Genomic DNA, 24652 nt, shown 5'->3' with positions numbered 1-24652 from the left:
CTGATCCAGTCTAGTTGGGGGCACGCTGCGGACACGCCCTGTCCGCGTCAAGGCCTAGCCTCGTTGCATGGACACACGAACTGATGAGCGCACGACGGCGGCGCCCGCCGACGCTGTCAACGCGCCTTTGAGGGTGCTCGTCTACCTGCCGGAGGGAATGGCCGACTGGGAGGTGGGATACCTCATGAGCGCGCTGCGCCAGCACGACGTGACCGAGCGGGCGGCCGAGCTCACCACTGCGACGGCCACGGGCCAAGCGGTCACGAGCATGGGAGGACTGAGGGTCAGCCCGACAGCCGCGCTCGCCGATATCGTCGACGAACGGTTTGACGCGCTCGTTCTATGCGGCGGCACAACGTGGTACGACGACGACGCCGCGAACCGCGAGGTGCTCGACCTGGCGGAGCGACGCAAAGCCACAGGCACATTAGTGGCGGCGATCTGCGGGGGCGTCGACGCGCTCGGCAGGGCAGGACTCCTCGACGATGTAGAGCACACCGGGAACGACCTCGGCCAGCTCGAGCGGTCGCCCGGATACCGCGGGAGCGCACGTTTCGTGCGCGAGCCGCGTGCGGTGAGCGGCGTGACGCCATGGGGCGGCGTGCTCGTCACGGCTGGATCGTGGGCGCCGACCGACTTCGCTGCCGTGGTCCTGGCCGAACTCGGGGCGCTCTCGGCTGCCCGTGCGGCCGCGTGGCTGCGGTTCTGGCGGGACCGCGACGCGGCCGCGTTCTACGAGCTGTTCGCGGCCGAGGACTCATCCGCCGGCGGACGGTAGACAGCGGCGAGCTCCGCACGCGAGCTGATCCCGAGCTTCGCGTAGATCCGTGTGAGGTGGTACTGGACCGTCTTGACGGACACAAACAGCTCCCGGGCGGCATCACGGTTGCTCAGGCCCGATGCGACCAGGCGGGCCACGGCGGTCTCCTGGGCCGTGAACGCGGGCACCGACGGCCCCGACGAGTTCCAGGCCTCGGGAGCCTGGGCGGGATGCGGGGTGCCGGGGTCATGGCCACCCGGGAGTAGGGCTCCGGGGTGCTGGCCGCCTGAGTGCTGGGCTCTGGGGTGCTGCACCCGTTGGTGTTGGCCCACCTGATAGTGGGGAGTAGTCCGGAAGAACCCGGTACCCGCGGCCTGGAGCTCACGCTCGCACCGCGCCACGTAGACCTGCGCCCCGACGCCCGCGAAGGCATCCCGCGCGGAGGCCAGGATCTCGGTCGCGTCGCGCCGCCGCCCGAAGCGCCTCAGGGTCTGCCCGTACGCGAACCGCCCGCGGGCCGTGTTGTATGGCAGTGGCAGCCCCTCGAGCGCGGCGAGAGAGTCCTCGAAGCATGCCACCGCGTCGTCGAGCGCCCCCTGCGCGCCGAAGATCCGGCCCCTCACGTACCCGAGGCGGGCGATGGTGCTCCGGTGTTCCGCCGATCGTGCGGCGGCCTCGAGCGGGCGCAGGAACGCGTCCGCGTCGTCGATGCGTCCTGTCATGACGAGCGCGTTGGCGTAAACATCCTGCCAAGGCCAGAATCCCGGCTCATCGATGCCGCGCGACCGGTCCATTCGCACGATCGGCTCGAACGCCCGCAGCACTCCGGCGTAGTCGCCCAGGCTCTCGGCGACCGCTGCTGCTGCGAGCGCACCCGCCAGATGCATGACGGGGTAGGCCTCGGGCCCCGGCTGGGCGAGCCGGCTGTGCTCCGCGCCCTCGGCCGATTCGCCTCGCAGCGCGTGGATCTGTGCGGCGGTGAGGTGCAGGATCGGTGCCAAGAGGTCCATCCCGATGGGCGCGTTGAGGGTGATTCCGGTGCGGGCGGCCGCGAGCGCCTCGTCCCAGCGGCCCACAGCGAACTCGGCGCGGGCGAGCCACGCATAGGCCCAGAGGGTGATGCGCAGCGAACCGGGGCTGCGCGCCGAGGTGATCGCTGCGCGCAGCTCGAGCCGCGCCTCGTCCAACTCGTCGACGCCCAGCGCGAGCCAGCCGCGGCCGAGGTGGAGCCGCTGGTCGCGCGCTCCGAGCGCCGGAGTGGCCGCGAGCTCCTCGTAGGCGGCATGGGCCTCGGCCAGACGGCCCGCCGAGCCGAGGCCGAGGCCGAGCATCGCGCGTGCCTCGACCCCCGCGGTGCTGTCCGGGCCGGCGAGGCGCACGGCCGTCTCGGTCCAGTCCAGCAGGGCAGGGATGTCCCATTCCGCGAGGGAGTCGAGGACGCGGTACTGAGCGATGCGGGCGGCGAGGTCCGTGGAGCCGAGCGGGGGCCTCGTCTCCCATGCCCGGCCGAGAAGCGCCCCGGCGCGGCGGGCGTGGCCCTTGTGGATCGCGTAGTAGGCAAGCACGGCGTCCCTGGCCGCGCTCTGCGGAAGCGACTCGATGCGGCGGGCGAGCGGTGTGGCCCTAGGGAGGTCGCCCGCTCCGACCATGGCCTCGGCAGCGCGCAGGAGGCGGTCTTCGCGGAGAGTGGGGTTCACATGCAGCTGGCTCGCCGCGACGAGTGCGTCCGCCACAGCACTCCAATCGCCTTCGCCGGCCTCCTCGGCCGCGAGCCGATCCGCCTCCGCGGCCCTCGCGGCGTCGGGCATGACCGCCGCCGCGACCAGATGCCGCACCCTGTCCCGCGTGGAGCCCGCGAGCTCGGCAGCTCGGGTGTGCAGTGCCGCGCGCTCGATCGGGCCGAGGGCCTCCTCAACGGCGTCCCGCAGGAGAGGGTCGCGGATCGTGAGCTGGAGGATTCCCGCGACGGTGCGGCACTCGAGGAGCCCGGCCGACCACGCGGCGTCGGCCGCGGCGAGGAGCGCTTCGGCATCGCCCTCGTCCAGACCTGCGAGCCGGGCGGCCACCGCTCCCGTCGGGGTGCCACCGAGCACGCTGACCGCCTCGACGAGCGCGCGGGCGGCTGAGGGAAGCCGCCCGAGCGCGGCCGCCGCGCGGGCGGCGACGGATGGGACGACGGCGCGCGGTCCCTGGGCGGCCAGGCCTTCCGCTCCGATCGAATCGGCACCGTTCGCCAGCGCCTCCAGTGCCAGTTCTGGGTTGCCCCGGCTCACCCGCCACAGCGCCTGCGTGGCCTCCGGGGTCAGGTCCACCTTGGCGCGTGCCGCGGCGAGAGCGCGGAGGGCCTCGGGCGCCAGGGGGGCGAGGACGATGCGCCGGGCCCTCACCGCGTCGGCGAACGTGGCGGCCGGGCTGCCAGGGAGACTCCCTGCCGGTCCGTGCGTCGCCAGTAGGACGAGCGGATCGTGGACCCGCCGCACGGCGTAGGCCAAAGCCTCGAGGGACAGCGTGTCGGCATGCTCGATCGCGTCGACCACCACGAGCGCGGGCCCGTCCGCGGCGAGCCGGGAGAGCGCCTCGAGGGCCGCGCGCCCGGCGGGCAGCCACGAGGGCTGGTCCCTGTCCCGTCCCCAGGAATCCTCGGTCGGTTCCCTGTCTGCCGAGCGTGCCGGCAGCACGCCGAGCTGCGCGAGGACGCCACCTCTGAGGCCGTGCTCCCATGCTGATGCCTCGACCCGGCGGACCGCGAGCTCCGGGTGGCGCGCCGCGAACGCCTCGCAGAGGGCAGTCTTGCCGATGCCCGGCGGTCCTTCCAGCACGGCGCACTGGGCGCCCCCGGACGCGGCAGCGCCCAGGAGCGTGTCGAGTTCAGACAGCTCCTGGGCGCGCGAGACCACGTCCTCGTGGGGTGTCAGCATGCCTCGACGGTAGTCGCCGCGGTCACACAATGCATCCTCAGGGACGCCGCGGAACAGTCGCGGGTCCCGACCATGGCGCTCGGCGGGATCACCGGACGGCTGGCTCCGGCTCGCCGTCGGGCAGGGTGCCCTCGACGGGGGCGGCCTCCTCCTCAGCAGAAGGAACGCCGGTGGGGACGTTCGCGCCGGAGGCGCTCGCAGCTGCGGCGTCGTCGTGCGCCCGACCGCGCGGGTGCGGGACGAGGGCCGTCACGACGGCGCCGAGCAGCGCGACGACGGCGAAGAGGTAGAACGCCGTCTGGCCGGTCACGCCAGCGGAGAGCAGGAGCCCGCCCGCGATCGGACCGAGGATCCCGCCGAGCCGCCCGAATCCGGCACACCACGCCACGCCCGCAGCACGGGTCCGTGTCGTATAGAAGTTGGATACGAAGCCGTAGACCAGGACCTGCGTCCCGATCGTGCCGATGCCCGCGATGCCCACGGCTGTGAGCAGCACGCCGAACGGCATGTCGAACGTCAGCAGGATCAGGGCGAGCGCCGCGAGTGCGAAGGTGCCCGCGATGATCCGCTTGGGGCCGGTCCTGTCCACGGTCGCCGACGCGACCAGGCCACCCACGATCGCGGAAGCGTTGAGCACGAGCAGGAACGTCAGGGAGTACGCCTTGCCGAATCCGTACTGGCCCATGATCTCCGGAAGCCAGGTGTTGAGCCCGTAGGTGAGCAGGAGCCCGGCGAAGCTCATGAGGCCCAGGAGGGCCGTGGGGAGGGCGAAGCGGCGCGTGGCCAGGCCCGCGAAACCCGAGCGCTCGTCGTCGTGCGCGGGGACGCTCTCCCCGCTCACCCGGGCCGGCTGGGTCAGTACGACGCCGGTGCGGCGGCTGAGTGCCTCGGCCTCGGACGTGCGCCCGCGGGCCAGGAGCCACATCGGCGACTCGGGCAGCTTCGCGGCGGCGAGCGGGAGGAGGACCACGAGCGGGGCGACACCGACCCAGAAGAGCGGGCGCCAGTCGGCGCCATTGGCGAACGCGAGCGCAAGCAGGGAGGCGAGCACACCGCCGGCCGGGACCCCCGAGTAGACGATCGCGTTGTAGAAGTTGCGCCGGCGCGGTGGCGCGAACTCGGCGACGATCGCGCCCGCGGTGGCCACGAGCGAGCCGACCCCGATCCCGGTGAAGAACCGGAAGGCACCGAACGCCACGAGGTCGGTGGACAGAGCCGTGGCGCCCATGCCGACGGAGAACCAGGCGAGCGCGGTGAGCATGACCTTCCGGCGGCCCACGAAGTCGCCGATCGCGCCGCTGGCGAGCGCGCCGACCATGACGCCGATGAGGGCGTAGCTGCCGAGGACGCCCGCGGTGGCAGGGTCGAGGTGGCCGATCTGGGCCGGGTCCCTCATGAGGCCCGAGACGACCGTGCCGTAGACCACGAGGTCGTAGCCGTCGAACGTGAGGGCCGCCGTGCCGAGGGCGACGACCCAGGCCAGGGTGCTGCGCTGCCGCTGCCCGAGGGCAGTGTGTGCTGAAGATGACATGCAAGACTCCGATGTCTGTGCTGGGATCTGAAGCTGGACAAATGCTGGTGCTGCTGTACTTCTGTGCTGCCATGCTGCTGATTCGAAGCCGCCCCCGGGCCCGTGGAGGTCCGGGGGCGGCGACGCCTTGGGGAGTGGCCTCAGCCGAGGTCGCCTCCGGCCACGGGCAGGACGGTGCCCGTGATGTAGGACGCCTCGTCGGAGGCGAGGAAACAGATCGCCGCAGCCTGCTCGGCGAGGGTCCCGTACCTCTTCAGGAGCGAGGAGTCGACGGTCTGGTCCACAATCTGCTGGTACCAGGCCTTCTCCTGCGCGGTCGCGGGCAGGGGCCCGCGTTGGACGGCGCGCGGCGGCGCTTCAGTGCCCCCCGGTGCGGTTGCGACGACGCGTACCCCGTGCGGGGCGGCCTCGAGGGCCAGCGCCGTGGTGATGGCCCGGACCCCGCCCTTGGATGCGGCGTACGGGACGCGGTTGACGCCGCGCGTGGCCACGGAGGAGACGTTGACGATGGTGCCGGACTCCTGGGCGATCAGGTGGGGGAGCACCGCACGGCACATCCACAGGGTCGGAAAGAGCGAGCGGCGCACCTCCTTCTCGATCTCCTCGGGGGTGTAGTGCTCGTACGGCTTGGCCCAGATGGTCCCGCCGACGTTGTTGATCACGATGTCGATGCGTCCGGCAGCGGCGAGCGAACCGTCCACGGCGGCCACAGCGCCGTCGAACGTCTCGAGATCGGCGGTCACGCTGTGTGCCTTCCCCCCGGCTGCCCGTATCCCGTCCGCGACCTCGTGGACGAGCTCAGCGCGGTCGACGAGGGTGACCTCGCCGCCCTCCGCCGCGATGCGCTCGGCGACCGCCCGCCCGATACCTTGGGCCGAGCCCGTGATGAGCACGGCACGCCTCGCGAAGCGCCCGGCGAAGACGCCAGGGCGGCGGTCTGCAGCCGTCGTCATGCGGCGGCGCCCGCGAGGGCCGGAGCGTTGACGCCGACGGCGAACCGCTCGTAGTAGAAGTTCGCTGGAACGATGCCCTCCCCGTCGAAGTACCGGCGTACGGCGTCGACCATCGCGGGCGGGCCGCACAGGTAGACGTCCACATCGCCGTCGTTGAGGTGCTCAGGCAGCAGGTGCTGCGTCACATAGCCCTTCTTCGGGTGCTCCGACCCGGCGTCGGCGACGATCGTGTCAAACGTGAAGCCCGGGATGGCCGCGGCATAGCGCTCGAGCACCTCGACCTCGACGAGGTCCTTGTCCCACGTCGCGCCGTACGCGAGGTGGATCGGGAACCCGGGGGCGTCTCCGGACTCCGCTGAGTCCTTGAGCTTCTCGAGCATTGCCAGCTGCGGGGCGATCCCCGTACCACCTGCCAGCATCAGCACGGGACGCTTGACGTCGCGGAGGAAGAAGCTGCCCTTCGGGCCCTCGAGCGTGAGGGTGTCGCCCTCGGCGGCACGCTCCTTCAGATAGGTGGTCATGACGCCGTCGGGCGCCGTGCGGACCAGGAACGTGAGCTTGCCGGCGTCGGGCCCGCTCGAGAAGGAGTAGCTGCGCTCCTCGTCGGTGCCCGGAACCTTGACGTTCATGTACTGGCCCGGGAGGTATGCGAGCTTCTCGCGGTCCTCAACGACAAGCGTGAGGCCCGCCGTGTTGTCGGCGTACCAGTGGAGCTTCTCGATCGTGGCCGTGAACTGGCCGACCCCGCTCTTGGCCATCTCAGCGGTGCCGGAGATGCGCAGCACGAGGTCGCTCTCGGGCGTCATCTGGCAGGGCAGGCAGTAGCCGGCGTCGGCCTCGTCATCGGTGAGCGCGTCCTCGATGTAGTCGCCGCCGTCGTACTTGCCGGACTCGCAGAAGGCCTTGCAGGTGCCGCAGGCGCCGTCGCGGCAGTCCAGGGGGATGTTGATGCGGGCACGGTAGGACGCGTCCGCGACTGTCTGTCCTGGCGCGACGTTGATGAAGCGGGTGACGCCGTCCTCGAAGGCGAGGGCAACGGAGTGGTTCGTGTCAGTCATGGAGTCCTCCTGAAGGCTTTCTCAGATGTGGTAGATGTCCACGACGTGGTGGATGTAGTCGTTCTTGAGGACGACCTTCTTCTTGGTGATGACCGGCTGCGTACCGGAGAAGTCGATCGTGTAGAACGAGACTCCGAAGTAGGTGTCGACCGTGTTGTAGCGGTAGTAGAGCGTGAACCAGTTGAAGCGGACGTCGACGACGTCGCCTTCCTGGCCCAGGATCTCGACGTTGGTGATGTTGTGGCCCGTGCGCGGGTCTGGCAGGCTCGTGGCGCCCGAGCGCTCCGTCTTGATGCGGAACACGCGGTCCTCGAGGCCTCCGCGGTTGGGGTAGTAGATGAGCGAGATCTCGCGCTGGGGGTCCTCGGTGAGCGTGTCGTCGTCGGCCCACGCGGGCATCCAGAACTCGGCGTCGGGGTGGTAGCAGTCCACCCAGCGGTCGAACTCGCGGTCGTCGAGGAAGCTCGCCTCGCGGTAGAGGAACTGGCGCACATCGTCGAGTCCGATCGTCCCGGGCACGATGGTGGTCATGAGGGTCATGGGGTCTGTCTCCTTGAAGGAACTCTGCGGGTCCGTGCCCGGATCAGTTGGACTCGGTCTCGTGCGAGCACGCCGACTGCAGGTGCGCCGCGGGGCACGCCGGTGCACCGAGCCGCGCGGCCTCCTCGAGCCGCTCCTCCGCCTCGACGGCGGCGCGCATCCTCTCGCGCCAATAGCCGTGCTGGATGGGGTACAGGCCCTCGTCCTCCGTCTTCACGCCGCTCGACATCGGGTTGAGGCCGAGGCCCTTGGCCGTTTCGTCCGGCCCGTTGAGCTGGTGCGTCTGGCCACGGCTCATGTCATTCCAGGGCGCCGCGGAGGCGAGATACGTCTTCTGGCACGAGCGGAACTCCTCAAGGTCGTCCGGCGTGGCCATCCCGGTGGCGTTGAAGAAGTCCTCGTACTGGCGGATGCGGTTGGCCCTGGCCTCCGCCGACTCGCCCTTCGGCGCGATGCAGTAGATCGTGACCTCGGTCTTGTCCACTGAGATCGGGCGGAAGTGCCGGATCTGCGAGCTGAACTGGTCCATGAGGTAGACGTTCGGGTAGAGGCACAGGTTGCGGGAGGCGCCGACCATGAACTCGGCGCGCTCGGCACCGAACTGCTCGGTCCACTCATCCTTCTTGTCGAAGTTCGGACGGTCCTGCGGATTGCCCCACCACATCCACAGCAGGAGATGGCCGTGCTCGAACGAGTAGTAGCCGCCGCCCTGCTTGCCCCACGTGCCGGCGTCCATGGCCTTTGTCTCATTGGTTGACTCGCCCGTGCCGCGGCGGGAGGTCGTGGCCGAGTAGTTCCAGTGGGTTGCGGACACGTGGTAGCCATCCGCGCCGTTCTCCGCCTGAACCTTCCAGTTGCCGTCGTACGTGTAGGTGGAGGCGCCGCGGAGTACCTCAAGGCCCTCGGGGGACTGGTCCACGATCATGTCGATGATCTTGGTCGCTTCACCGAGGTGCTCCGTCAACGGCTTGACGTCCGGGTTGACACTGCCGAACAGGAAGCCGCGGTAGCTCTCGAACCGGGCCACCTTGGTGAGGTCATGGGAGCCCTCCTTGTTGAACTGCTCCGGGTAGCCGGCGTCCCTCGGGTCCTTGACCTTGAGGAGCTTGCCGTTGTTCGAGAAGGTCCAGCCATGGAACGGGCAGGTGAACGTGGTGCGGTTGTCCGTCTTGCGCCGGCACAGCATGGCCCCGCGGTGGCTACATGCGTTGATGTGGGCGTGCAGCTGCTCGTCCTTGGCCCGCGAGATGACGATGGGCTGGCGGCCGATGTAGGTGGTGAAGTAGTCGCCGACGTTCGGGATCTGGCTTTCATGTGCCAGGTAGACCCAGTTGCCCTCGAAGATGTACTTCATCTCGAGCTCGAACAGCTCCTCGTCGGTGAAGATCGATCGCTTGGCCCTGTAGGTCCCGGTCGAGGCGTCCTCGATGAGCGCATCCGAGAGCTGGGCGCGGACATGGTCCAGGGTTTCCGTCATGGGGTTCTCTCCCTTGCCTGTTGCCTTCCACGACGTCCTCGTCGCGGGCTGTGAAGATCCTGTCAAGGGGTGAGGCTGATCACACTGGGGGTTTGCCTAGGGTTGGCCAAGGGTGCTTTTCAAACGCTCCAGATATCAATTGGATGGAACTAGGTATTTGTGCAGACGCAATGACTGCTCCTACGGTGAAGTCAGTGCGTGCCACTGTGCCGCCCATCACCAGTTCATGGCGATCATCGAGGAGGATGACTATGAGCCAGACCCTTTCCGAATTCGACGCGAAGGCTGCCGAGTCCGGCAACAAGGCGACCGAGCGGTTCAAGGAGAGCGCGAAGCGAGCCGCTCTGGATGTCCCGAAGGAGCGCGTCTCGCTCTTGGCCCGCGAGGTGCTGGAGGCCGTCTACGCCACGATCCGCAAGCACAAGGTCACGTACGCGGAGTACAACGCCCTCAAGGACTGGCTGATCAGCGTCGGCGAGGACGGCGAGTGGCCGCTCTTCCTCGACGTGTGGGTCGAGCACGTCGTCGAGGAGGTCGCTACCGAGAACCGGAAGGGCTCCAAGGGCACGATCGAGGGCCCGTACTACGTGCCGAACTCGCCCGAGCAGTCCACGCCTGCCCGCCTGCCGCGTCGCGACGACGAGCCGGGCACCGAGCTGACCTGGAAGGGCCAGATCCGCAGCCTAGATGGCAAGGGCCTGCCCGGCAAGGTGGAGATCTGGCACGCCGACGGCGCCGGCTTCTACTCGCAGTACGCCCCGGGCCTGCCCGAGTGGAACCTCCGCGGCACGGTCCTCGCCGACGAAAACGGCAACTTCGAGATCCAGACGATGCGCCCGGCGCCTTACCAGATCCCGACCGACGGCGCGTGCGGCAAGCTCATCGCGGCGGCCGGCTGGCACGCATGGCGGCCCGCGCACATCCACGTCAAGGTCTCCGCCCCCGGTCACGAGCTCATCACCGCGCAGCTCTACTTCCCCGGCGACGCGCACAATGAAGACGACATCGCCTCGGCCGTCAAGCCCGAGCTCATCCTCGACCCGAAGCCGTCCGCCGACGGCAAGGGCGAGGAGATGGTGTACGACTTCGTCCTCGACCCCGAGGGCTGAGCCCCGGCACCAGGATTCTGCAGGAAGGCATCCAGCAGAACCGCCAGGAATCTGGCACAGGGAGGCCCCGCCGATGCATTCGGCAGGGCCTCCCTTCTGCGATCCGCGGACGTCTGATCCGCGAGGTGGCGGCAGCCGGGCCGGGGATGCAGAAGACCCCCGGTCGCAAGGACCGGGGGCCTTCTGTCTGGTGCCCTCGATAGGATTCGAACCTACGGCCTTCTGCTCCGGAGGCAGACGCTCTATCCCCTGAGCTACGAGGGCATCCGTGCCCGCCGGGCGGAACCGCCCCGCGAACTCATCGAGCTTATCAGGTGCGGCCGGGCCCAATGCAAACGGGGCCACCGGACAGCGGTCAGGCTACTCCCGGTAGTTCTCGACAATGGTGGGCGGGCGAACTGCGGCCTCATCGGGGTCCTCTCCGAATTCGCGCTTGGCGCGGCGCTGGCGAAGGAGGTCCCAGCACTGGTCCAGCTGGGTCTCGACCTCATTCAGCCTCGACGACGTGGTCTCGTCCTTGCCGGTGCCGGCGGTGTGCGCCGCGCGCAGCGAGTGCTCCTCATCAAGGAGGTCCCGGATCCGGTTCTGAATGTCCTTGTCCATGTCAGCACGATAGCGTCAGGGGGTGACACGACACCATGGTGGGTTCGGCGCCCGCGGCGCATGGAGGGGCCGGCTGCTCGTCGCGGCAGGCCTCGTCCTCGTGGCGTTCACGCTGCGCACTGCCGTGACGAGCGTGCCGCCCCTGACGGACAGTATCGCCCGGGAGATGTTCCTGCCATCGTGGCTCGTGGGCGTCCTCGGGATGCTCCCCACGGCACTCTTCGGGGTCGCCGGCCTGCTCACCCCGCTGCTCATGCGCCTCTGGAGCGTCGAGGCGATCGCCGTCGCGGCAATGGTTGCCTCGGCGATCGGCCAGACCGTGCGCGCCCTGGCACCTGAGACCGGCCTCTTCCTCGCGGGCTCAGCGCTCGCGCTCGCCGGCATGGGTGCGGGCAACATCGTCCTGCCGCCGATCGTCCGGAAGTACTTCCCGGCGCGAATTGGCCTCTTCACGTCCCTGTACGTCTCAGTCATCAACCTCGGCACCACCGTCCCGCCTCTCCTCGCCGTGCCGATCGCCGACGCCGTGGGGTGGCGCATGTCGCTGGGCTGGTGGGCGGCGGTCAACGTCGTCGCCATCCTTCCGTGGCTGAGCGTGTGGCCGGCCCGCTCGGGAACCCGTGGTGGCGGCCGGGCGGTGGACGCTGCCCCTCGCCGTGCGGATGGTGCGCACGACGGCGCGCCGCCGCCACGCGTCGTCGTCCGCCCCTGGCGTGCCCCTGCCGCATGGGCACTCGCGTTCCTCTTCGGCTGCACGTCGCTGAACACCTACACCATGTTTGCCTGGCTGCCGTCGATCGTGACTGGTGCGGGCCTAAGCGCCGCGGAAGCCGGCGTGCAGCTGTCGATCTTCGCAGGGCTGGGGCTGCCGCTGAGCCTTGCGGTGCCGATCCTCGCCACGCGGCTCCGCAGCCCCTTCCCGGTCGTCGCGTTCGGGGTGCTCACGTTCCTGGTCGGCTACGTCGGGTTGCTCGTGGCGCCGGGGAGCGTCACGTGGCTCTGGTCCACGCTCGCGGGACTGGGACCCGCGACGTTCCCGCTCGCCCTCGTTCTGGTGAACCTGCGGACGCGCTCGCATCAGGCTTCCGGTGCAGTCTCCGGCTTCGCCCAGGGCATCGGGTATGTGGCCGCATGTTCGGGGCCCCTCGTCGCGGGGCTCCTGCATGACGCGACGGGCGGGTGGACGGCGTCGTTCCTGTTCCTCGGCGTCACGCTCGCGGTGATGGGCGTGTCCGGGTGGGTCATCAGCCGGCCGCACTTCATCGACGACCACCCGCGAGTGGTCGAGCCAGTCGACGGCCGGTGGGGCGACGACGGCGCTGGGGATGCGGTTTCAACCCGGACACGCCGCGCCGGTAGGCTAGGGGGGTGACTCCCGAAGAACTTTCCGCCGCTATCTCTGCCTGTCTCGCCGACGCCGTCCGCGCCGGCGAGATCTCTGTGGGCGTGCCGGAGGGTATCCGAGTGGACCGGCCCAAGAACAGGGAGCACGGAGACTGGGCCACGAATATCGCGCTCCAGCTGGGCAAGCAGGCCGGCATGCCCCCGCGCCAGCTCGCCGAGATCCTCGCCGGCCGCCTCGGGGCGCTAGAGGGCGTGGCCTCGGTCGACGTCGCCGGACCGGGCTTTTTGAACATCACCCTCGACGCCGCAGCGGCCGGTGCCCTCGCCAAGGCGATCGTCGAGGCAGGCGCCGAGTACGGGACGAACGAGGCGCTCGCGGGCCACGTCATCAACATGGAGTTCGTGTCCGCGAACCCGACCGGTCCCCTTCACATCGGCCACACGCGCTGGGCTGCGCTCGGCGACTCGATTGCGCGCGTGCTGAGGGCTTCCGGCGCCCAGGTGACCCGCGAGTACTACATCAACGACGCGGGCAACCAGATGAACGTCTTCGCCAGATCCGTCCTGTCGCGCCTCCACGGGGGCGAGGTCCCCGAGGGCGGCTACCCGGGTCAGTACATCGTGGACCTGGGCCACCAGGTGCTCACCCAGCACCCGGACGTGCGCGAGCTCACGGACGAGGCGGCCCTGCCGATCGTGCGCGAGGCGGCGTACGCAGCGCAGATGAAGGACATCAAGGCCACCCTCGCGGCCTTCGACGTGGCGTTCGACGTCTACTTCTCGGAGAAGGAGGGCCTCCACGAGTCCGGCTCGATCGAGGCGGCCGTCAAGCGGCTGCGCGAGCAGGGCCACGTGTTCGACGCGGACGGGGCGGTGTGGCTGCGCACCACGGACTTCGGCGACGACAAGGACCGCGTCCTTATCCGCGCCAACGGCGAACCGACCTACTTCGCCGCGGATGCCGCGTACTACCTCTCGAAGAAGGACCGCGGCTTCGGCGAGAAGGTCTACCTCCTCGGCGCCGACCACCACGGATACGTGAACCGCCTCAAGGCGATCGCGGCGTGCGCAGGCGACGACCCCGAGACGAACATAGAGATCCTCATCGGCCAGCTCGTCTCCGTCAACGGCGCCAAACTCTCTAAGCGCGCCGGCAACATCATCGAGCTCAAGGACCTCATTGAGTGGCTCGGCAAGGACGCTGTGCGCTACTCGCTGGCGCGCTACCCGGCAGACTCGCCGCTCACGCTCGATCCCGAGCTGCTGAAGAAGAACTCGAACGAGAACCCAGTGTTCTACGTCCAGTACGCGCACGCGCGCTCCCGTGGCGCGGCGCGCAACGCCGAGGCCGCGGGCGTGGACCGTACGGTGGACGGCAGCGACGCGTTTGATGCTGCGCTGCTCACCCACCCGACGGAGAACAACCTGCTGGCCCACCTCGCGGCGTACCCGTCGATCGTGGCCAAGGCCGCTGAGTTCCGCGAACCGCACCGGGTGGCCCGGCACCTCGAGGCCGTCGCGAGCGCCTACCACTCCTGGTACGACACCTGCCGCATCTCCCCCCAGGGCGACGAGGAGGTCACGGACCTCAACCGCACGCGCCTGTGGCTCAACGACGCTACGAGCCAGGTCCTTGCCAATGGCCTGTCGCTCCTGGGCGTCTCGGCGCCGGAGAGGATGTAGCGGTGGCCGAGACGACTCGCAAGGCCGTGGCGGCCCCTTCGCCGCTCGCCCCTGAGTGGCTTTCCGTGCCCGAAGACCTCAACGAGCTCCTCCCCGCGCTGTGGGCGCACGACGCCGCGCGGACAGCGGGCGGTGAGCTCGCCCTCGGGGGGCTCACTGCCACGGAGATCAAGGCGCAGTTCGGCTCGCCGGTGTTCGTGCTCAGCGAGGCCGACTTCCGCGCGCGCGCCCGGGCGTTCAAGACCGCGTTCGATGCCGCGTTCGCTGACATCTGCGGTGGTGTGGACGTCTACTACGCCGGAAAGTCGTTCCTCTGCACGGCCATTGCGCGTTGGGTCCGTGAGGAAGGCCTCCGGCTCGACACGGCTTCAGGCGGCGAGCTCGCGGTCGCGGAGCGGGCGGGCACGCCGGGCGAGCTCATCGGACTGCACGGCAACAACAAGTCCGATGCCGAGATCCGCCGGGCGCTCGATCTGGGTGCCGGCCGGATCATCGTGGACAGCCTCGACGAGCTCGATCGGGTCGCTGCAATCGCGGCGGCGCGAGGTACCGACACACCGGGCGAGGACCCCGGCATGGAGTCGCCACGGGCCAAGGTCATGCTACGGCTGACCCCCGGCGTGCACGCGCACACGCACGAGTTCATCGCGACGGCCCATGAGGACCAGAAGTTCGGACTCTCGATGGCGCCGGGCACCGCCAGTGCCGCCTTCGCCGACGAGGAGCCGGGCAGCGCGCCCAGCATGGCCGAAGAGGCTGTCGCTGCCGCCGCGGGCCACGACAGCATCGAACTCCTCGGCGTCCACTGCCACATCGGCTCGCAGATCTTCGAGCCCGAGGGCTTCGAGGCGGCAGCCGTGAGGCTGCTCGAGTTCGTCGCCGCGATGCGTGCGCTGTACGGGGTCGCGCTCCCTGAGCTCGACCTCGGCGGGGGCTACGGGATCGCGTATGTGCCGGGGGACACGCCGCGGCCGCCAGCCGAGATCGCCACGGCGCTGGCCGGCGTCGTGCGTGAAACCTGCGCCCGGCTTCGCATCTCCGCCCCGCGCATCTCGATCGAGCCCGGCCGTGCGATCGTTGGCTCGACGACGTTCACCCTTTACGAGGTGGGGACCATCAAGGACGTCGTCGTGGACGTCCCTGCACCCGGACAGGGTGGTCAGGCCACAGGGGAGACCTCCGTCCGGCGGTACATCTCGGTGGATGGGGGGATGAGCGACAACGCCCGCCCTGTCCTCTACGACGCGGACTACTCGGTGATCCTCGCGAACCGCACTTCACAGGCCCCCGCGCAGCTCGTGCGCGTGGTCGGCAAACATTGCGAGAGCGGTGACATCGTGGTCCGCGACGCCTATCTCCCCGGCGATGTGCGGGCCGGCGACCTCCTCGCGGTCCCGGGCACCGGAGCCTACTGCTGGGCACTGTCGAGCAACTACAACTACCTCGCGCGCCCGGGGGTCCTCGCGGTGCGGGACGGTGCCGCGCGGTGGATCGTGCGGGGCGAGACCGAGGACGACTTGCTCTCCCGCGACATGGGAGTGTGACCGGGTGGGGGAGAAACCGATGGGAGAGACGATGACGGAGACGAGCGAGGCCGCGAAGCCGCAGGTGGCCGCCGACGCCCCACGCGTGCTCAAGGTGGCGCTGCTGGGCGGCGGGACGGTGGGGTCGCAGGTGGCCCGGATCCTGGTCGACCACGCAGAGGCCCTCGCTGCCCGTGCGGGTGCACGCCTTGCGCTCGAAGGCATCGCGGTGCGCAACATCGGCGCGCCGCGGGACGTCGAGCTGCCCCGCGAGCTCTACACGACCGATGCCGAGGGCCTCGTGGCCTCCGCGGACCTCGTGATCGAGCTCATGGGCGGAATCGAGCCAGCCCGCACGCACATCCTCGCCGCCCTGCGCCACGGCGCCTCTGTGGTGACCGGCAACAAGGCCCTCCTGGCCCAGGACGGGGCGACCCTGTTCGACGAGGCGGACGCGAACGACGCCGAGCTCAACTTCGAGGCGGCCGTGGCCGGCGCCATCCCGATCATCCGCCCGATCCGCGAGAGCCTCTCGGGCGACCGCATCACACGCGTCCTCGGGATCGTCAACGGAACCACGAACTTCATCCTCGACGCGATGGACACGACCGGTGCGCAGTTCGCCGATGTCCTGGCCGAGGCCCAGCGCCTCGGGTACGCCGAGGCCGACCCGACCGCAGACGTCGAGGGGCTCGACGCCGCTGCGAAGGCCGCGATCCTCGCCTCCCTCGCGTTCCACACGCGGGTGAGCCTGGACGATGTGCGGTGCGAGGGCATCACCAAGGTCAGCGCGGCGGATATCGCTGCGGCGCAGGACGCCGGCCTGACCATCAAGCTCCTTGCGATCGCCGAACTCGTCAGGGGTGAGAGTGGCTCCGAGGGTGTGAGCGTGCGCGTGCACCCGACCCTTCTGCCGCGCACCCATCCGCTGGCAGCCGTGCGCGGTGCCTACAACGCGGTGTTCATCGAGGCCGAGAACGCCGGGTCCCTCATGTTTTACGGGGCCGGCGCGGGCGGCGCCCCGACCGCCTCGGCGATCATGGGCGACGTCGTGACGACCGCCCGCCGCATCGTCGCCGGGTCCCCGGGCCGCACTGGGACCGCGACGCGCTTCCTCCCGATGGTCGGGCCCGAGGGCATCACGACCAGCTACAGCATCGGACTCGAGGTCTCGGACCAGCCGGGCGTCCTCTCCCGCGTTGCCTCCGTATTCGCGGAGCACGGCGTCTCGATCGAGACGATGCGCCAGGAGATCGATGGCGCCGGCGCGGAAGCCGGAGTGGCGCCCCTGGCCGACGGAGCCCGTGCGAGCACGAGCACGGCATCGCGCGCTCAGCTGCGCTTCGTGACGCACCGGGCGTCCGAGGCCGCCCTCGCGGCAACCGTTGCCGACATCAAGAACCTCGACGTCGTCGAATCCGTGACGAGCGTCCTGAGAGTCGAAGGAGTCTAGTGGCCCACCAGTGGCGCGGAGTCATCCGCGAGTATGCAGACCGCCTGCCCGTCACCGAATCCACGCGTGTCATCACGCTGGGGGAGGGCGGCACCCCGCTCGTGCACGCGCAGGAGCTCTCAGAGCTGACCGGCTCGACTGTCTACCTCAAGGTCGAGGGCATGAACCCGACCGGCTCCTTCAAGGACCGAGGCATGACGATGGCGATGACCGCGGCGGTCGAGGCCGGTGCGAAGGCGGTCGTATGCGCCTCGACAGGAAACACCTCGGCCTCCGCCGCGGCCTACGCGACGACCGCGGGCCTCACCTGCGCAGTGCTCGTGCCCGAGGGCAAGATTGCCATGGGCAAGCTGAGCCAGGCGATCGCCCACGGCGCCACGCTCCTGCAGGTCGACGGCAACTTCGACGACTGCCTCGAGATTGCGCGCAAGCTCGCCGACTCGTACCCCGTCTTTCTCGTCAACTCCGTCAACCCGGCACGCATCCAGGGCCAGAAGACGGCCGCGTTCGAGATCGTCGACGCGCTCGGCGATGCCCCGGACATCCATGTGCTCCCGGTGGGCAATGCGGGCAACATCTCGGCCTACTGGAAGGGCTACAAGGAGTACGCGGCCCCGACCGACTACTCCTTCGGTTCCACCTCGGATGCGGAGCCGCGCACCCTCCCGGCCGTTGCCACGAAGCTTCCCGTCATGTGGGGCTTCCAGGCCGCCGGCGCGGCACCGTTCGTGGCCGGCCACCCGATCAGCCATCCCGAGACCATCGCGACCGCCATCCGGATCGGCAACCCCGCCTCGTGGGAGACGGCCGTCGCGGCGCGGGACGAGTCCGGCGGCCTTATCGATGCCGTCACGGACGAGGAGATCCTCTCCGCCCACCGCTGGCTGTCCTCCAAGGAGGGCGTGTTCGTCGAGCCCGGCTCGGCCGCGTCCGTCGCCGGTCTGATCAAGATGCACGCGTCCGGCAACGTCCCCACGGGCAAGACCATCGTGTGCACGGTGACGGGCCACGGACTCAAGGATCCGCAGTGGGCGCTCAAGACCGCCGAAGGCGGCGACGTCGAGCCCGTCAAGGTGGGCAACGACGTCGTGAGCGTCGCCGCTGCGCTCGGGCTGGAGTCCGCCGTCTGATGACCACAGCCAGCGAACCGCGCCTCGGTACGGGCCTGCGTCTCGTCGCGGCGGGGCAGCGCGTGCGCGTCCGCGTCCCGGCCACAAGCGCCAACCTCGGCCCCGGCTACGACAGCCTGGGCCTCGCCCTCGCGCTCTACGACACCGTGTGCGTTGAGACGACGGACGACGGCGCGTTGTCCTTCGACCTGAAGGGCGAGGGTGCCGACACGCTCCCGCGGGATGAGAGTCACCTCGTAGTGCGCACCCTCGACGCCGCGCTGTCGCGTCTGGGGTATGCCCGCTCCGGGCTGCGGGTCGTCGCGGAGAATGTGAGCCCGCACGGGCGCGGGCTTGGCTCGTCCGCGTCCGCGACGGTCGCCGCGGTGCTCGCGGCGGCCTCTCTCGTGGCCCCGGAGGACCGCCCCGACCGCGCCTGGGTGCTCCAGCTGTGCGGCGAGATCGAGGGGCATCCGGACAACGTGGCCCCCGCGATCTACGGCTCGCTCGCACTGTCCTGGCAGGACGGGGATGCCTTCCACGCTGCCGTCGCCGAGGTCGCGCCGAGCATCGTGCCGATCGTAGCCATCCCCGACTTCGAGCTCTCGACAGAGCTTGCCCGGTCCCTCCTGCCCTCGTCCGTTCCGCACCACGCGGCAGCGGCGAACTCCGGGCGCGCGGCGCTGCTCGTGCACGCGCTCACGAAGGACCCGTCGCTGCTCCTGCCCGCCACCGAGGACTACCTGCACCAGAGCTACCGCTCGAGCGCCATGGAACCCAGCGCGCGGCTCATCGGCCAGCTGCGCGACCAGGGCCATGCCGCGGTGGTCTCGGGCGCGGGCCCAACGGTCCTGGCCCTCGCGAACGGCGAGGCCGAGGCAGACGAGGTGCAGAGCGCCGTCGAGCATTTCGCCGTGAGCGTGCTCGACCCCGAGCAGGGCGCCGAGTCTCTGACACGCTGGCGTGTCCTGCGTCTGGCTGTGGACCGCGAAGGTGCTAGAGTGGACGTGCATCCACGGTAAATCTGATCAGTGGTGATTCTGCTTCCGGACAGGCATCGTCCTGATATCATCCGCCACAACACCCTGAACCAGCTTTCCCATCAGGGATGCCGCCCCTCCAGCTCTGCTGCCGGTCTGGCTGCCTGCGGGTTGACCCGCACGCAGCACAAGGCAATCCAAGACCTCGCACGCTCGGGGCGGGCTGAACGATTACGGCGCTGCCCGGCCCACCGGCCCTGCAGTGCCGCCAGCCTGGCCGCCGCTCCAGTCGGCAGCCACGACCACGATACGCCGGCTCCGAAATTGCCGGCGTCTCGACCTCGGAAGGACCATCCGTGACACAGACCACTGAGCTGAACCCAGCAGTGGAAGCCTCCTCCGCGTCGGAGTCCAAGGGGATCGCCGGCCTCAAGCTCGCGCAGTTGCAGGCCTTGGCATCCCAGCTGGGCATCACCGGTGGCTCCCGCATGCGCAAGGGCGACCTCGTCGCCGCGATCACCGCCCACCAGAAGGGCGAGCCCATGGGACGCCCGGCCGAGCGCCGCGACGCGTCAGCGACGGCCGAGGCCCTCGCCGAGCTGCCCCTGCCCGAGGCTGCCGCGCCGGCTGCCCAGGCGGCACCGGCTGCCGAGCCTGAGGCCAAACCCGTCCAGCCACGCGCTCGCCGCACCCGGCGTCGTGCCGGCAGCGACGGCGTCGTCACCCCCGCCGCTGCGCCGCAGGCGGAGGAGTCCGCACCCACCGCGGAAGCAACCCCCGCCGCCGAGGCACCAGCCGCCGCGCCGGCCGAGGCTCCCGCCGAGGGCACGCGTCCCACCCGCACGCGCAACCGGAACCGCCGTGCCGAGGCCGCAGAGGGCTCCGCCGAGGCAGCCCAGGCCACCGGCGACGAGGGCACCGCGGCCCAGCCAGCGCAGGAGCGCGCCGAGGCTCCCGCCCAGGAGCGCGGCGAGGCTCCGGTGCAGGAGCAGGCCGAGGCAAAAACGCGGCACGAGGAAGCCGGCGAAGGGCGCCAGCGTCGGGGTGACCGCGGCCAGCAGGACCGCCAGCAGCAGGACCGCCAGCAGCAGGACCGCCAGCAGGAGCGACAGGAACGCCGCCGCGACGAGCACGACGGCGAGGAGGGCGGCTCGCGCCGCTCGCGCCGCAACCGCCGGGGCCGCGACCGAGAGGAAGCCCAGACCCATCAGGGAGGCCGCAACGAGCGCTTCCGCGACCGCAACGAGCGGGTGCGGGACCGCAGCGGGCGCCGCAACGCCGGCCCGGAGGTCGACGAGACCGAGGTCACCGAGGACGATGTCCTCCTCCCCGTGGCAGGTATCCTCGACGTTCTGGAGAACTACGCGTTCATCCGCACGTCCGGCTACCTCCCGGGACCGAACGACGTCTACGTCCCCCTCGCCCAGGTCAAGAAGCACGGCCTGCGCAAGGGTGACGCCGTGGTCGGGGCGATCCGCGCCCCGCGCGACGGCGAGGAGAACCAGGGCGGCGGTGGCCGTCAGGGCCACGGCAACCGCCAGAAGTTCAACGCCCTCGTCCGTGTCACGAGCGTCAACGGCAAGAGCCCCGAGGAGATGAAGGGGCGCGTCGAGTTCACCAAGCTCGTCCCCCTCTACCCGTCCGAACGTCTGCGCCTCGAGACGGACCCGAAGAGGATCGGCCCCCGTGTGATCGACCTCGTGGCCCCGATCGGCAAGGGCCAGCGCGGCCTCATCGTCTCTCCGCCGAAGGCCGGCAAGACGCTCATCCTGCAGTCCATCGCGAATGCGATCACCATCAACAACCCTGAGGTCCACCTCATGATGGTGCTCGTGGACGAGCGGCCCGAAGAGGTCACGGACATGCAGCGCTCCGTCAAGGGCGAGGTCATTGCCTCGACCTTCGACCGTCCCGCCGATGACCACACGACCGTGGCCGAGCTCGCGATCGAGCGCGCCAAGCGCCTTGTGGAGATGGGCATGGACGTCGTCGTGCTCCTTGACTCGATGACCCGACTCGGCCGCGCGTACAACCTCGCGGCGCCGGCCTCGGGCCGTATCCTCTCCGGTGGCGTCGACTCGGCCGCGCTCTACCCGCCGAAGCGCTTCTTCGGCGCCGCGCGCAACATCGAGAACGGCGGCTCACTCACCATCCTCGCCACGGCTCTCGTCGAGACGGGCTCGAAGATGGACGAGGTCATCTTCGAGGAGTTCAAGGGCACCGGCAACATGGAGCTCCGCCTCTCGCGGGCCCTGGCAGACAAGCGCATCTTCCCGGCTGTGGACGTCAACGCGTCCGGCACCCGCCGCGAGGAGAACCTGCTCTCGCCGGAAGAGGTCAAGATCATGTGGCGGCTGCGCCGCGTGCTCTCCGGCCTCGACACGCAGCAGGCCCTCGAGCTGCTCACCACGAAGATCCGCGAGACGAGCTCGAACGTCGAGTTCCTCCTCCAGGTGCAGAAGACGACCCTCGCCGGCAAGGGCGAGAGCGACAGGCACTAGCGCCCTCGCACGGCGGCCGGCACCGGACACCACCGGCGCCGGCCGCCGTCGTCGTCGTCGTCATGGACGTCTCCCATTCCCGCCCCCAGAAAGGCCCTGACATGTTCGAGTCCGTGCAAGGACTCCTGGACGAGCACGCCGACCTCCAGAAGCAGCTGAGCGACCCCTCGGTCTACCAGGACCAGGCCCTCGCACGGAAGCTCGGACGCCGTTCGGCCCAGCTCAACGGCATCGTCGAGGCCTACAACCGGTGGAAGCAGCTCGGGGATGACGTCGATGCCGCCCGCGAGATGGCCGCCGAGGACCCCGACTTCGCCGCGGAGGTCCCGGACCTCGAAGCGGGCCATGAGCAGGCCCAGGAGAAGCTCCGCCGCCTCCTCATCCCGCGGGACCCCAACGACACCCGCAACGTGATCCTCGAGGTCAAGGGCGGCGAGGGCGGCGACGAGGCGGCCCTGTTCGCGGCGGACCTCACGCGCATGTACACCCGCTACGCCGAGTCCAAGGGCTGGAAGACCGAGGTACTGTCCTCGACCGAATCGGACCTCGGCGGCTACAAGGACATCCAGATTGCGATCAAGGGCACGTCCAGCGATCCGGCGGAGGGCGTGTTCGCGCACCTGAAGTACGAGGGCGGCGTGCACCGGGTCCAGCGGGTCCCGGTGACGGAGTCCCAGGGGCGCATCCACACGTCCGCCGCCGGCGTCCTCGTGTTCCCCGAGGTGGACGAGCCCGAGGAGATCGAGATCAACGCCAACGACCTCAAGATCGATGTGTACCGCTCGTCCGGTCCGGGCGGGCAGAGCGTCAACACGACCGACTCCGCCGTGCGCATCACCCACCTCCCCACGGGGATCGTCGTGGCGATGCAGAACGAGAAGTCCCAGCTGCAGAACCGCGAGGCTGCCATGCGCGTGCTCCGCTCTCGCCTCCTCGCGCACCAGCAGGAGCAGATCGACGCGGAGAACGCCGAGGCCCGCAAGTCCCAAGTCCGCACCATGGACCGCTCGGAGCGCATCCGCACGTACAACTATCCCGAGAACCGGATCGCGGACCACCGCACCGGCTACAAGGCGTACAACCTCGACGCGGTCATGGACGGGGACCTCGGGCCGGTCATCCAGTCCTGCATCGACCTCGACGAGCAGCACCGCCTCGAGGCCATCGGGGAGTGAGCCTGCCGCCCGCCGGGCGATCCAGCCCCGGGGAGGAGGCCCGGCCGCAGGACCTCAGCTCCGCGCTGCGGCGCGCCGCCGCGATCCTCGCCGAAGCCGGTGTCCCGAGTCCGCGCGTGGACGCGGAGCTGCTCGCGGAACACCTCCTCGCGCGCCAACCCGGGGGCGGGGGACTCGGCGGAGGAGGCCTGGGCCGCCTCCGGGCCCTGGCGATCACCGGCGCCCCATTGCCGGCAGGCTTCTGGGACGCCTTCTCGGAGCTCGTTGCCGAACGGGCGCGCCGCGTCCCCCTCCAGCACCTCACCGGCACCGCCCACTTCAGGCACCTCACGCTCGCCGTCGGTCCGGGCGCCTTCGTGCCCAGGCCCGAGACGGAGGGTGTCGTGCAGATCGCCCTCGACTGGATCGCCCAGCACTTCCCGGAATCCGTGGAGGCTCCGCCGGCCCAGACCCGACCCAGCGCGCCCGGCCCGGCGCCGTCGTCCTCTTCGCACGACGGCGCTGCCTCGCTCCCGGCTCGGAAGGGACCGATCGTCGTCGACCTCGGCACAGGCTCGGGGGCGATCGCCGTCGCTGTCGCGCACGAGGCGCCCGGGGCCACGGTCCATGCCGTCGAGCTCTCCGAACTCGCGCATGCGTGGGCCGCCCGCAACGTTGCCCTGCCCGAAGCGGGCGGTCGGGTCCATCTGGTCCTCGGCGACCTGCGCACGGCGCTGCCCGAACTGAACGGGACGGCGGACGTCGTCGTGTCCAACCCCCCGTACATCCCGCCCGGCATGGTCCCGAAGGAGCCCGAGGCGGCGCTGCACGACCCGGAGATGGCACTGTACGGGGGAGCGGACGGGGGGCTCGAGCTTCCGCTCGCGGCGGCGGCCTCGGCTGCGAGGCTGCTGGCCCCGGGCGGATTCTTCGTCATGGAGCACGCGGAGGTCCAGACCGGGCGCCTCGCCGAGCTCCTGGGCGCTAGCCCGCTCTGGACGCACGTTCGGTCCCACACCGACCTCAACGACCTTCCCCGCGCCACCAGCGCCGTCAGAGCGTGAGGAACCATGGACCGTGGCGCGTCCCGGACGAGTGCCAGATCTGACAGGGCCACCGGAGGCCGCGTGGAAGAATGGACCCCGTGACCACCGCGACCTACAACTGCATCGATCCCGAACAGCGCGCCGAGGGCCTGGCCCATGCACAGCGCGCGATCGCCCAGAAGCAATGTGTGGTGATGCCCACCGACACGGTCTACGGCATCGCAGCGGACGCATTCTCGGCGCAGGCGGTCGCCACGCTCCTCGCGGCGAAGGGCCGCGGACGGTCCATGCCGCCACCCGTCCTCATTCCGCGCCTGCAGACCATGGACGGCCTCGCCACCGAGATTCCCACGGCCGGGCGCGCGCTGGCCGAGAAGTTCTGGCCGGGGCCCCTGACGCTCATCCTCCACGCCCAGCCCTCGCTCACATGGGACCTCGGCGAGACCAAGGGAACGGTGGCACTGCGTATCCCGGACAACGAGCTCGCCCAGGCGCTCTTGACGATCACCGGCCCGCTCGCGGTCTCGAGTGCCAACCGCACCGGCCACGCGGCCGCGCAGACGGCGGCGGAGGCGCGGGAGCAGCTCGCGGAGAGCGTCGAGGTGTACCTCGAGGAGGATTTCCGCCCTGGTGCCGGCCGAGGAGCGGACGGCTCGGCAGGGCTTCCCTCCACCATCGTGGACTGCACGGGCGCAAGGCTGCGCATAGTCCGCCAGGGAGCCCTCAGCATCGAGGCGATCCGCCAGGTTGCCCCAGATGTCCTCGGGCTCGGCGAGGAGCCCGAGGACGCTCCCGGTGCCGCGGCGACGGCAGAGGCCTCTGAGGCAGGGGCCGCTCCCGTGCGCGAGGGCGCCACGGAAACCGGCACGCCCACCGACTCAGCAGGACCCGCAGCATAGCCCGCCCATTC

General features: G+C 70.2%; 19 protein-coding genes and 1 tRNA gene. 12 read left to right on the top strand and 8 right to left on the bottom strand.

Annotated elements, in window-relative coordinates; genetic code table 11:
• Positions 1–67: 67 nt before the first annotated feature.
• On the top strand, positions 68–778 hold the full coding sequence (locus LF262_RS03245; protein WP_235778814.1) for a DJ-1/PfpI family protein: 711 nt from the start codon (positions 68–70) through the stop codon (positions 776–778).
• Here LF262_RS03245 and LF262_RS03240 read toward each other — a convergent pair.
• The 6 genes from LF262_RS03240 to benA all read right to left on the bottom strand — a co-directional run bounded on the left by LF262_RS03240 (position 733) and on the right by benA (position 9237).
• A complete protein-coding gene (locus tag LF262_RS03240) occupies positions 733–3678 on the bottom strand; it encodes a helix-turn-helix transcriptional regulator (RefSeq protein ID WP_235778813.1) in 2946 nt (981 codons plus the stop codon). The genes LF262_RS03245 and LF262_RS03240 overlap by 46 nt on opposite strands.
• An 88-nt stretch (positions 3679–3766) precedes the next feature.
• On the bottom strand, positions 3767–5209 hold the full coding sequence (locus LF262_RS03235; protein ID WP_235778812.1) for an MFS transporter: 1443 nt from the start codon (positions 5207–5209) through the stop codon (positions 3767–3769).
• Between the two features lie 140 nt (positions 5210–5349).
• Positions 5350–6162 carry a 1,6-dihydroxycyclohexa-2,4-diene-1-carboxylate dehydrogenase gene (locus LF262_RS03230; protein ID WP_235778811.1) on the bottom strand — a complete coding sequence of 271 codons (813 nt, stop codon included), beginning with the start codon at positions 6160–6162 and terminating at the stop codon, positions 5350–5352.
• Positions 6159–7220 (bottom strand): benzoate 1,2-dioxygenase electron transfer component BenC, encoded by a 1062-nt coding sequence (gene benC / locus LF262_RS03225; RefSeq protein WP_235778810.1) that lies wholly within the window; start codon positions 7218–7220, stop codon positions 6159–6161. Before benC ends, LF262_RS03230 begins: the two co-directional genes overlap by 4 nt.
• A gap of 21 nt (positions 7221–7241) precedes the next feature.
• Positions 7242–7760: a benzoate 1,2-dioxygenase small subunit gene (benB, locus tag LF262_RS03220; protein WP_308190484.1), complete on the bottom strand. Its 519-nt coding sequence runs from the start codon at positions 7758–7760 to the stop codon at positions 7242–7244.
• 43 nt (positions 7761–7803) lie between these two features.
• Positions 7804–9237, bottom strand: coding sequence for a benzoate 1,2-dioxygenase large subunit (gene benA, locus LF262_RS03215; protein ID WP_235778809.1), 1434 nt, complete (start codon positions 9235–9237; stop codon positions 7804–7806).
• A gap of 251 nt (positions 9238–9488) precedes the next feature.
• On the opposite strand from benA, the gene catA reads away from it, so the two are divergent.
• Positions 9489–10346 (top strand): catechol 1,2-dioxygenase, encoded by an 858-nt coding sequence (gene catA / locus LF262_RS03210; protein ID WP_372462716.1) that lies wholly within the window; start codon positions 9489–9491, stop codon positions 10344–10346.
• A gap of 188 nt (positions 10347–10534) precedes the next feature.
• Here catA and LF262_RS03205 read toward each other — a convergent pair.
• Positions 10535–10610 (bottom strand) — tRNA-Arg (locus LF262_RS03205).
• A gap of 96 nt (positions 10611–10706) precedes the next feature.
• Entirely contained in the window at positions 10707–10949 is a 243-nt protein-coding gene (locus tag LF262_RS03200; protein WP_235778807.1) for a DUF2630 family protein, read from the bottom strand.
• 22 nt (positions 10950–10971) lie between these two features.
• Between LF262_RS03200 and LF262_RS03195 the strand changes: the two genes are divergently transcribed.
• From LF262_RS03195 to LF262_RS03150, 10 genes are all read left to right on the top strand, one after another.
• A complete protein-coding gene (locus LF262_RS03195; RefSeq protein WP_235778806.1) occupies positions 10972–12321 on the top strand; it encodes an MFS transporter in 1350 nt (449 codons plus the stop codon).
• Positions 12318–13976, top strand: a complete 1659-nt coding sequence (gene argS, locus LF262_RS03190; RefSeq protein WP_235778805.1) for an arginine--tRNA ligase — start codon at positions 12318–12320, stop codon at positions 13974–13976. Before LF262_RS03195 ends, argS begins: the two co-directional genes overlap by 4 nt.
• Positions 13977–13978: 2 nt before the next feature.
• The gene (gene lysA, locus LF262_RS03185; protein WP_235778804.1) at positions 13979–15520 is read left to right on the top strand and encodes a diaminopimelate decarboxylase; all 1542 of its coding nucleotides are present in this window, start codon (positions 13979–13981) and stop codon (positions 15518–15520) included.
• A 31-nt stretch (positions 15521–15551) separates the two neighbouring features.
• Positions 15552–16952 carry a homoserine dehydrogenase gene (locus LF262_RS03180; RefSeq protein ID WP_235778803.1) on the top strand — a complete coding sequence of 467 codons (1401 nt, stop codon included), beginning with the start codon at positions 15552–15554 and terminating at the stop codon, positions 16950–16952.
• Complete coding sequence (thrC, locus tag LF262_RS03175) at positions 16952–18082, top strand: threonine synthase (protein WP_235778802.1); 1131 nt, start codon at positions 16952–16954, stop codon at positions 18080–18082. The genes LF262_RS03180 and thrC overlap by 1 nt, the downstream gene beginning before the upstream one ends.
• Positions 18082–19083 (top strand): homoserine kinase, encoded by a 1002-nt coding sequence (gene thrB / locus LF262_RS03170; protein ID WP_235778801.1) that lies wholly within the window; start codon positions 18082–18084, stop codon positions 19081–19083. The genes thrC and thrB overlap by 1 nt, the downstream gene beginning before the upstream one ends.
• Before the next feature lie 314 nt (positions 19084–19397).
• Positions 19398–21542, top strand: a complete 2145-nt coding sequence (rho, locus tag LF262_RS03165) for a transcription termination factor Rho (RefSeq protein WP_235778800.1) — start codon at positions 19398–19400, stop codon at positions 21540–21542.
• 101 nt (positions 21543–21643) lie between these two features.
• Positions 21644–22717, top strand: coding sequence for a peptide chain release factor 1 (prfA, locus tag LF262_RS03160; protein WP_235778799.1), 1074 nt, complete (start codon positions 21644–21646; stop codon positions 22715–22717).
• Positions 22714–23760, top strand: coding sequence for a N5-glutamine methyltransferase family protein (locus tag LF262_RS03155; protein ID WP_235778798.1), 1047 nt, complete (start codon positions 22714–22716; stop codon positions 23758–23760). The genes prfA and LF262_RS03155 overlap by 4 nt, the downstream gene beginning before the upstream one ends.
• 80 nt (positions 23761–23840) lie before the next feature.
• A complete protein-coding gene (locus LF262_RS03150) occupies positions 23841–24641 on the top strand; it encodes an L-threonylcarbamoyladenylate synthase (protein ID WP_372462715.1) in 801 nt (266 codons plus the stop codon).
• Positions 24642–24652 lie beyond the last annotated feature (11 nt).

Source organism: Sinomonas notoginsengisoli (assembly GCF_021554725.1).
GTDB classification, from domain to species: Bacteria; Actinomycetota; Actinomycetes; order Actinomycetales; family Micrococcaceae; genus Sinomonas; species Sinomonas notoginsengisoli.
The sequence above is the reverse complement of the archived record's forward strand: the minus strand, read 5'-3'. Positions and strand labels throughout refer to the sequence as shown.

Coding starts and splice junctions, on each gene's coding strand:
- benB (WP_308190484.1), bottom strand. CDS start 7,760: ATGACCCTCATGACCACCATCGTGCCCGGGACGATCGGACTCGACGAT.
- LF262_RS03180 (WP_235778803.1), top strand. CDS start 15,552: ATGACGGAGACGAGCGAGGCCGCGAAGCCGCAGGTGGCCGCCGACGCC.
- thrB (WP_235778801.1), top strand. CDS start 18,082: ATGACCACAGCCAGCGAACCGCGCCTCGGTACGGGCCTGCGTCTCGTC.
- LF262_RS03240 (WP_235778813.1), bottom strand. CDS start 3,678: ATGCTGACACCCCACGAGGACGTGGTCTCGCGCGCCCAGGAGCTGTCT.
- benC (WP_235778810.1), bottom strand. CDS start 7,220: ATGACTGACACGAACCACTCCGTTGCCCTCGCCTTCGAGGACGGCGTC.
- LF262_RS03245 (WP_235778814.1), top strand. CDS start 68: ATGGACACACGAACTGATGAGCGCACGACGGCGGCGCCCGCCGACGCT.
- LF262_RS03200 (WP_235778807.1), bottom strand. CDS start 10,949: ATGGACAAGGACATTCAGAACCGGATCCGGGACCTCCTTGATGAGGAG.
- LF262_RS03230 (WP_235778811.1), bottom strand. CDS start 6,162: ATGACGACGGCTGCAGACCGCCGCCCTGGCGTCTTCGCCGGGCGCTTC.
- prfA (WP_235778799.1), top strand. CDS start 21,644: ATGTTCGAGTCCGTGCAAGGACTCCTGGACGAGCACGCCGACCTCCAG.
- benA (WP_235778809.1), bottom strand. CDS start 9,237: ATGACGGAAACCCTGGACCATGTCCGCGCCCAGCTCTCGGATGCGCTC.
- LF262_RS03235 (WP_235778812.1), bottom strand. CDS start 5,209: ATGTCATCTTCAGCACACACTGCCCTCGGGCAGCGGCAGCGCAGCACC.
- catA (WP_372462716.1), top strand. CDS start 9,489: ATGAGCCAGACCCTTTCCGAATTCGACGCGAAGGCTGCCGAGTCCGGC.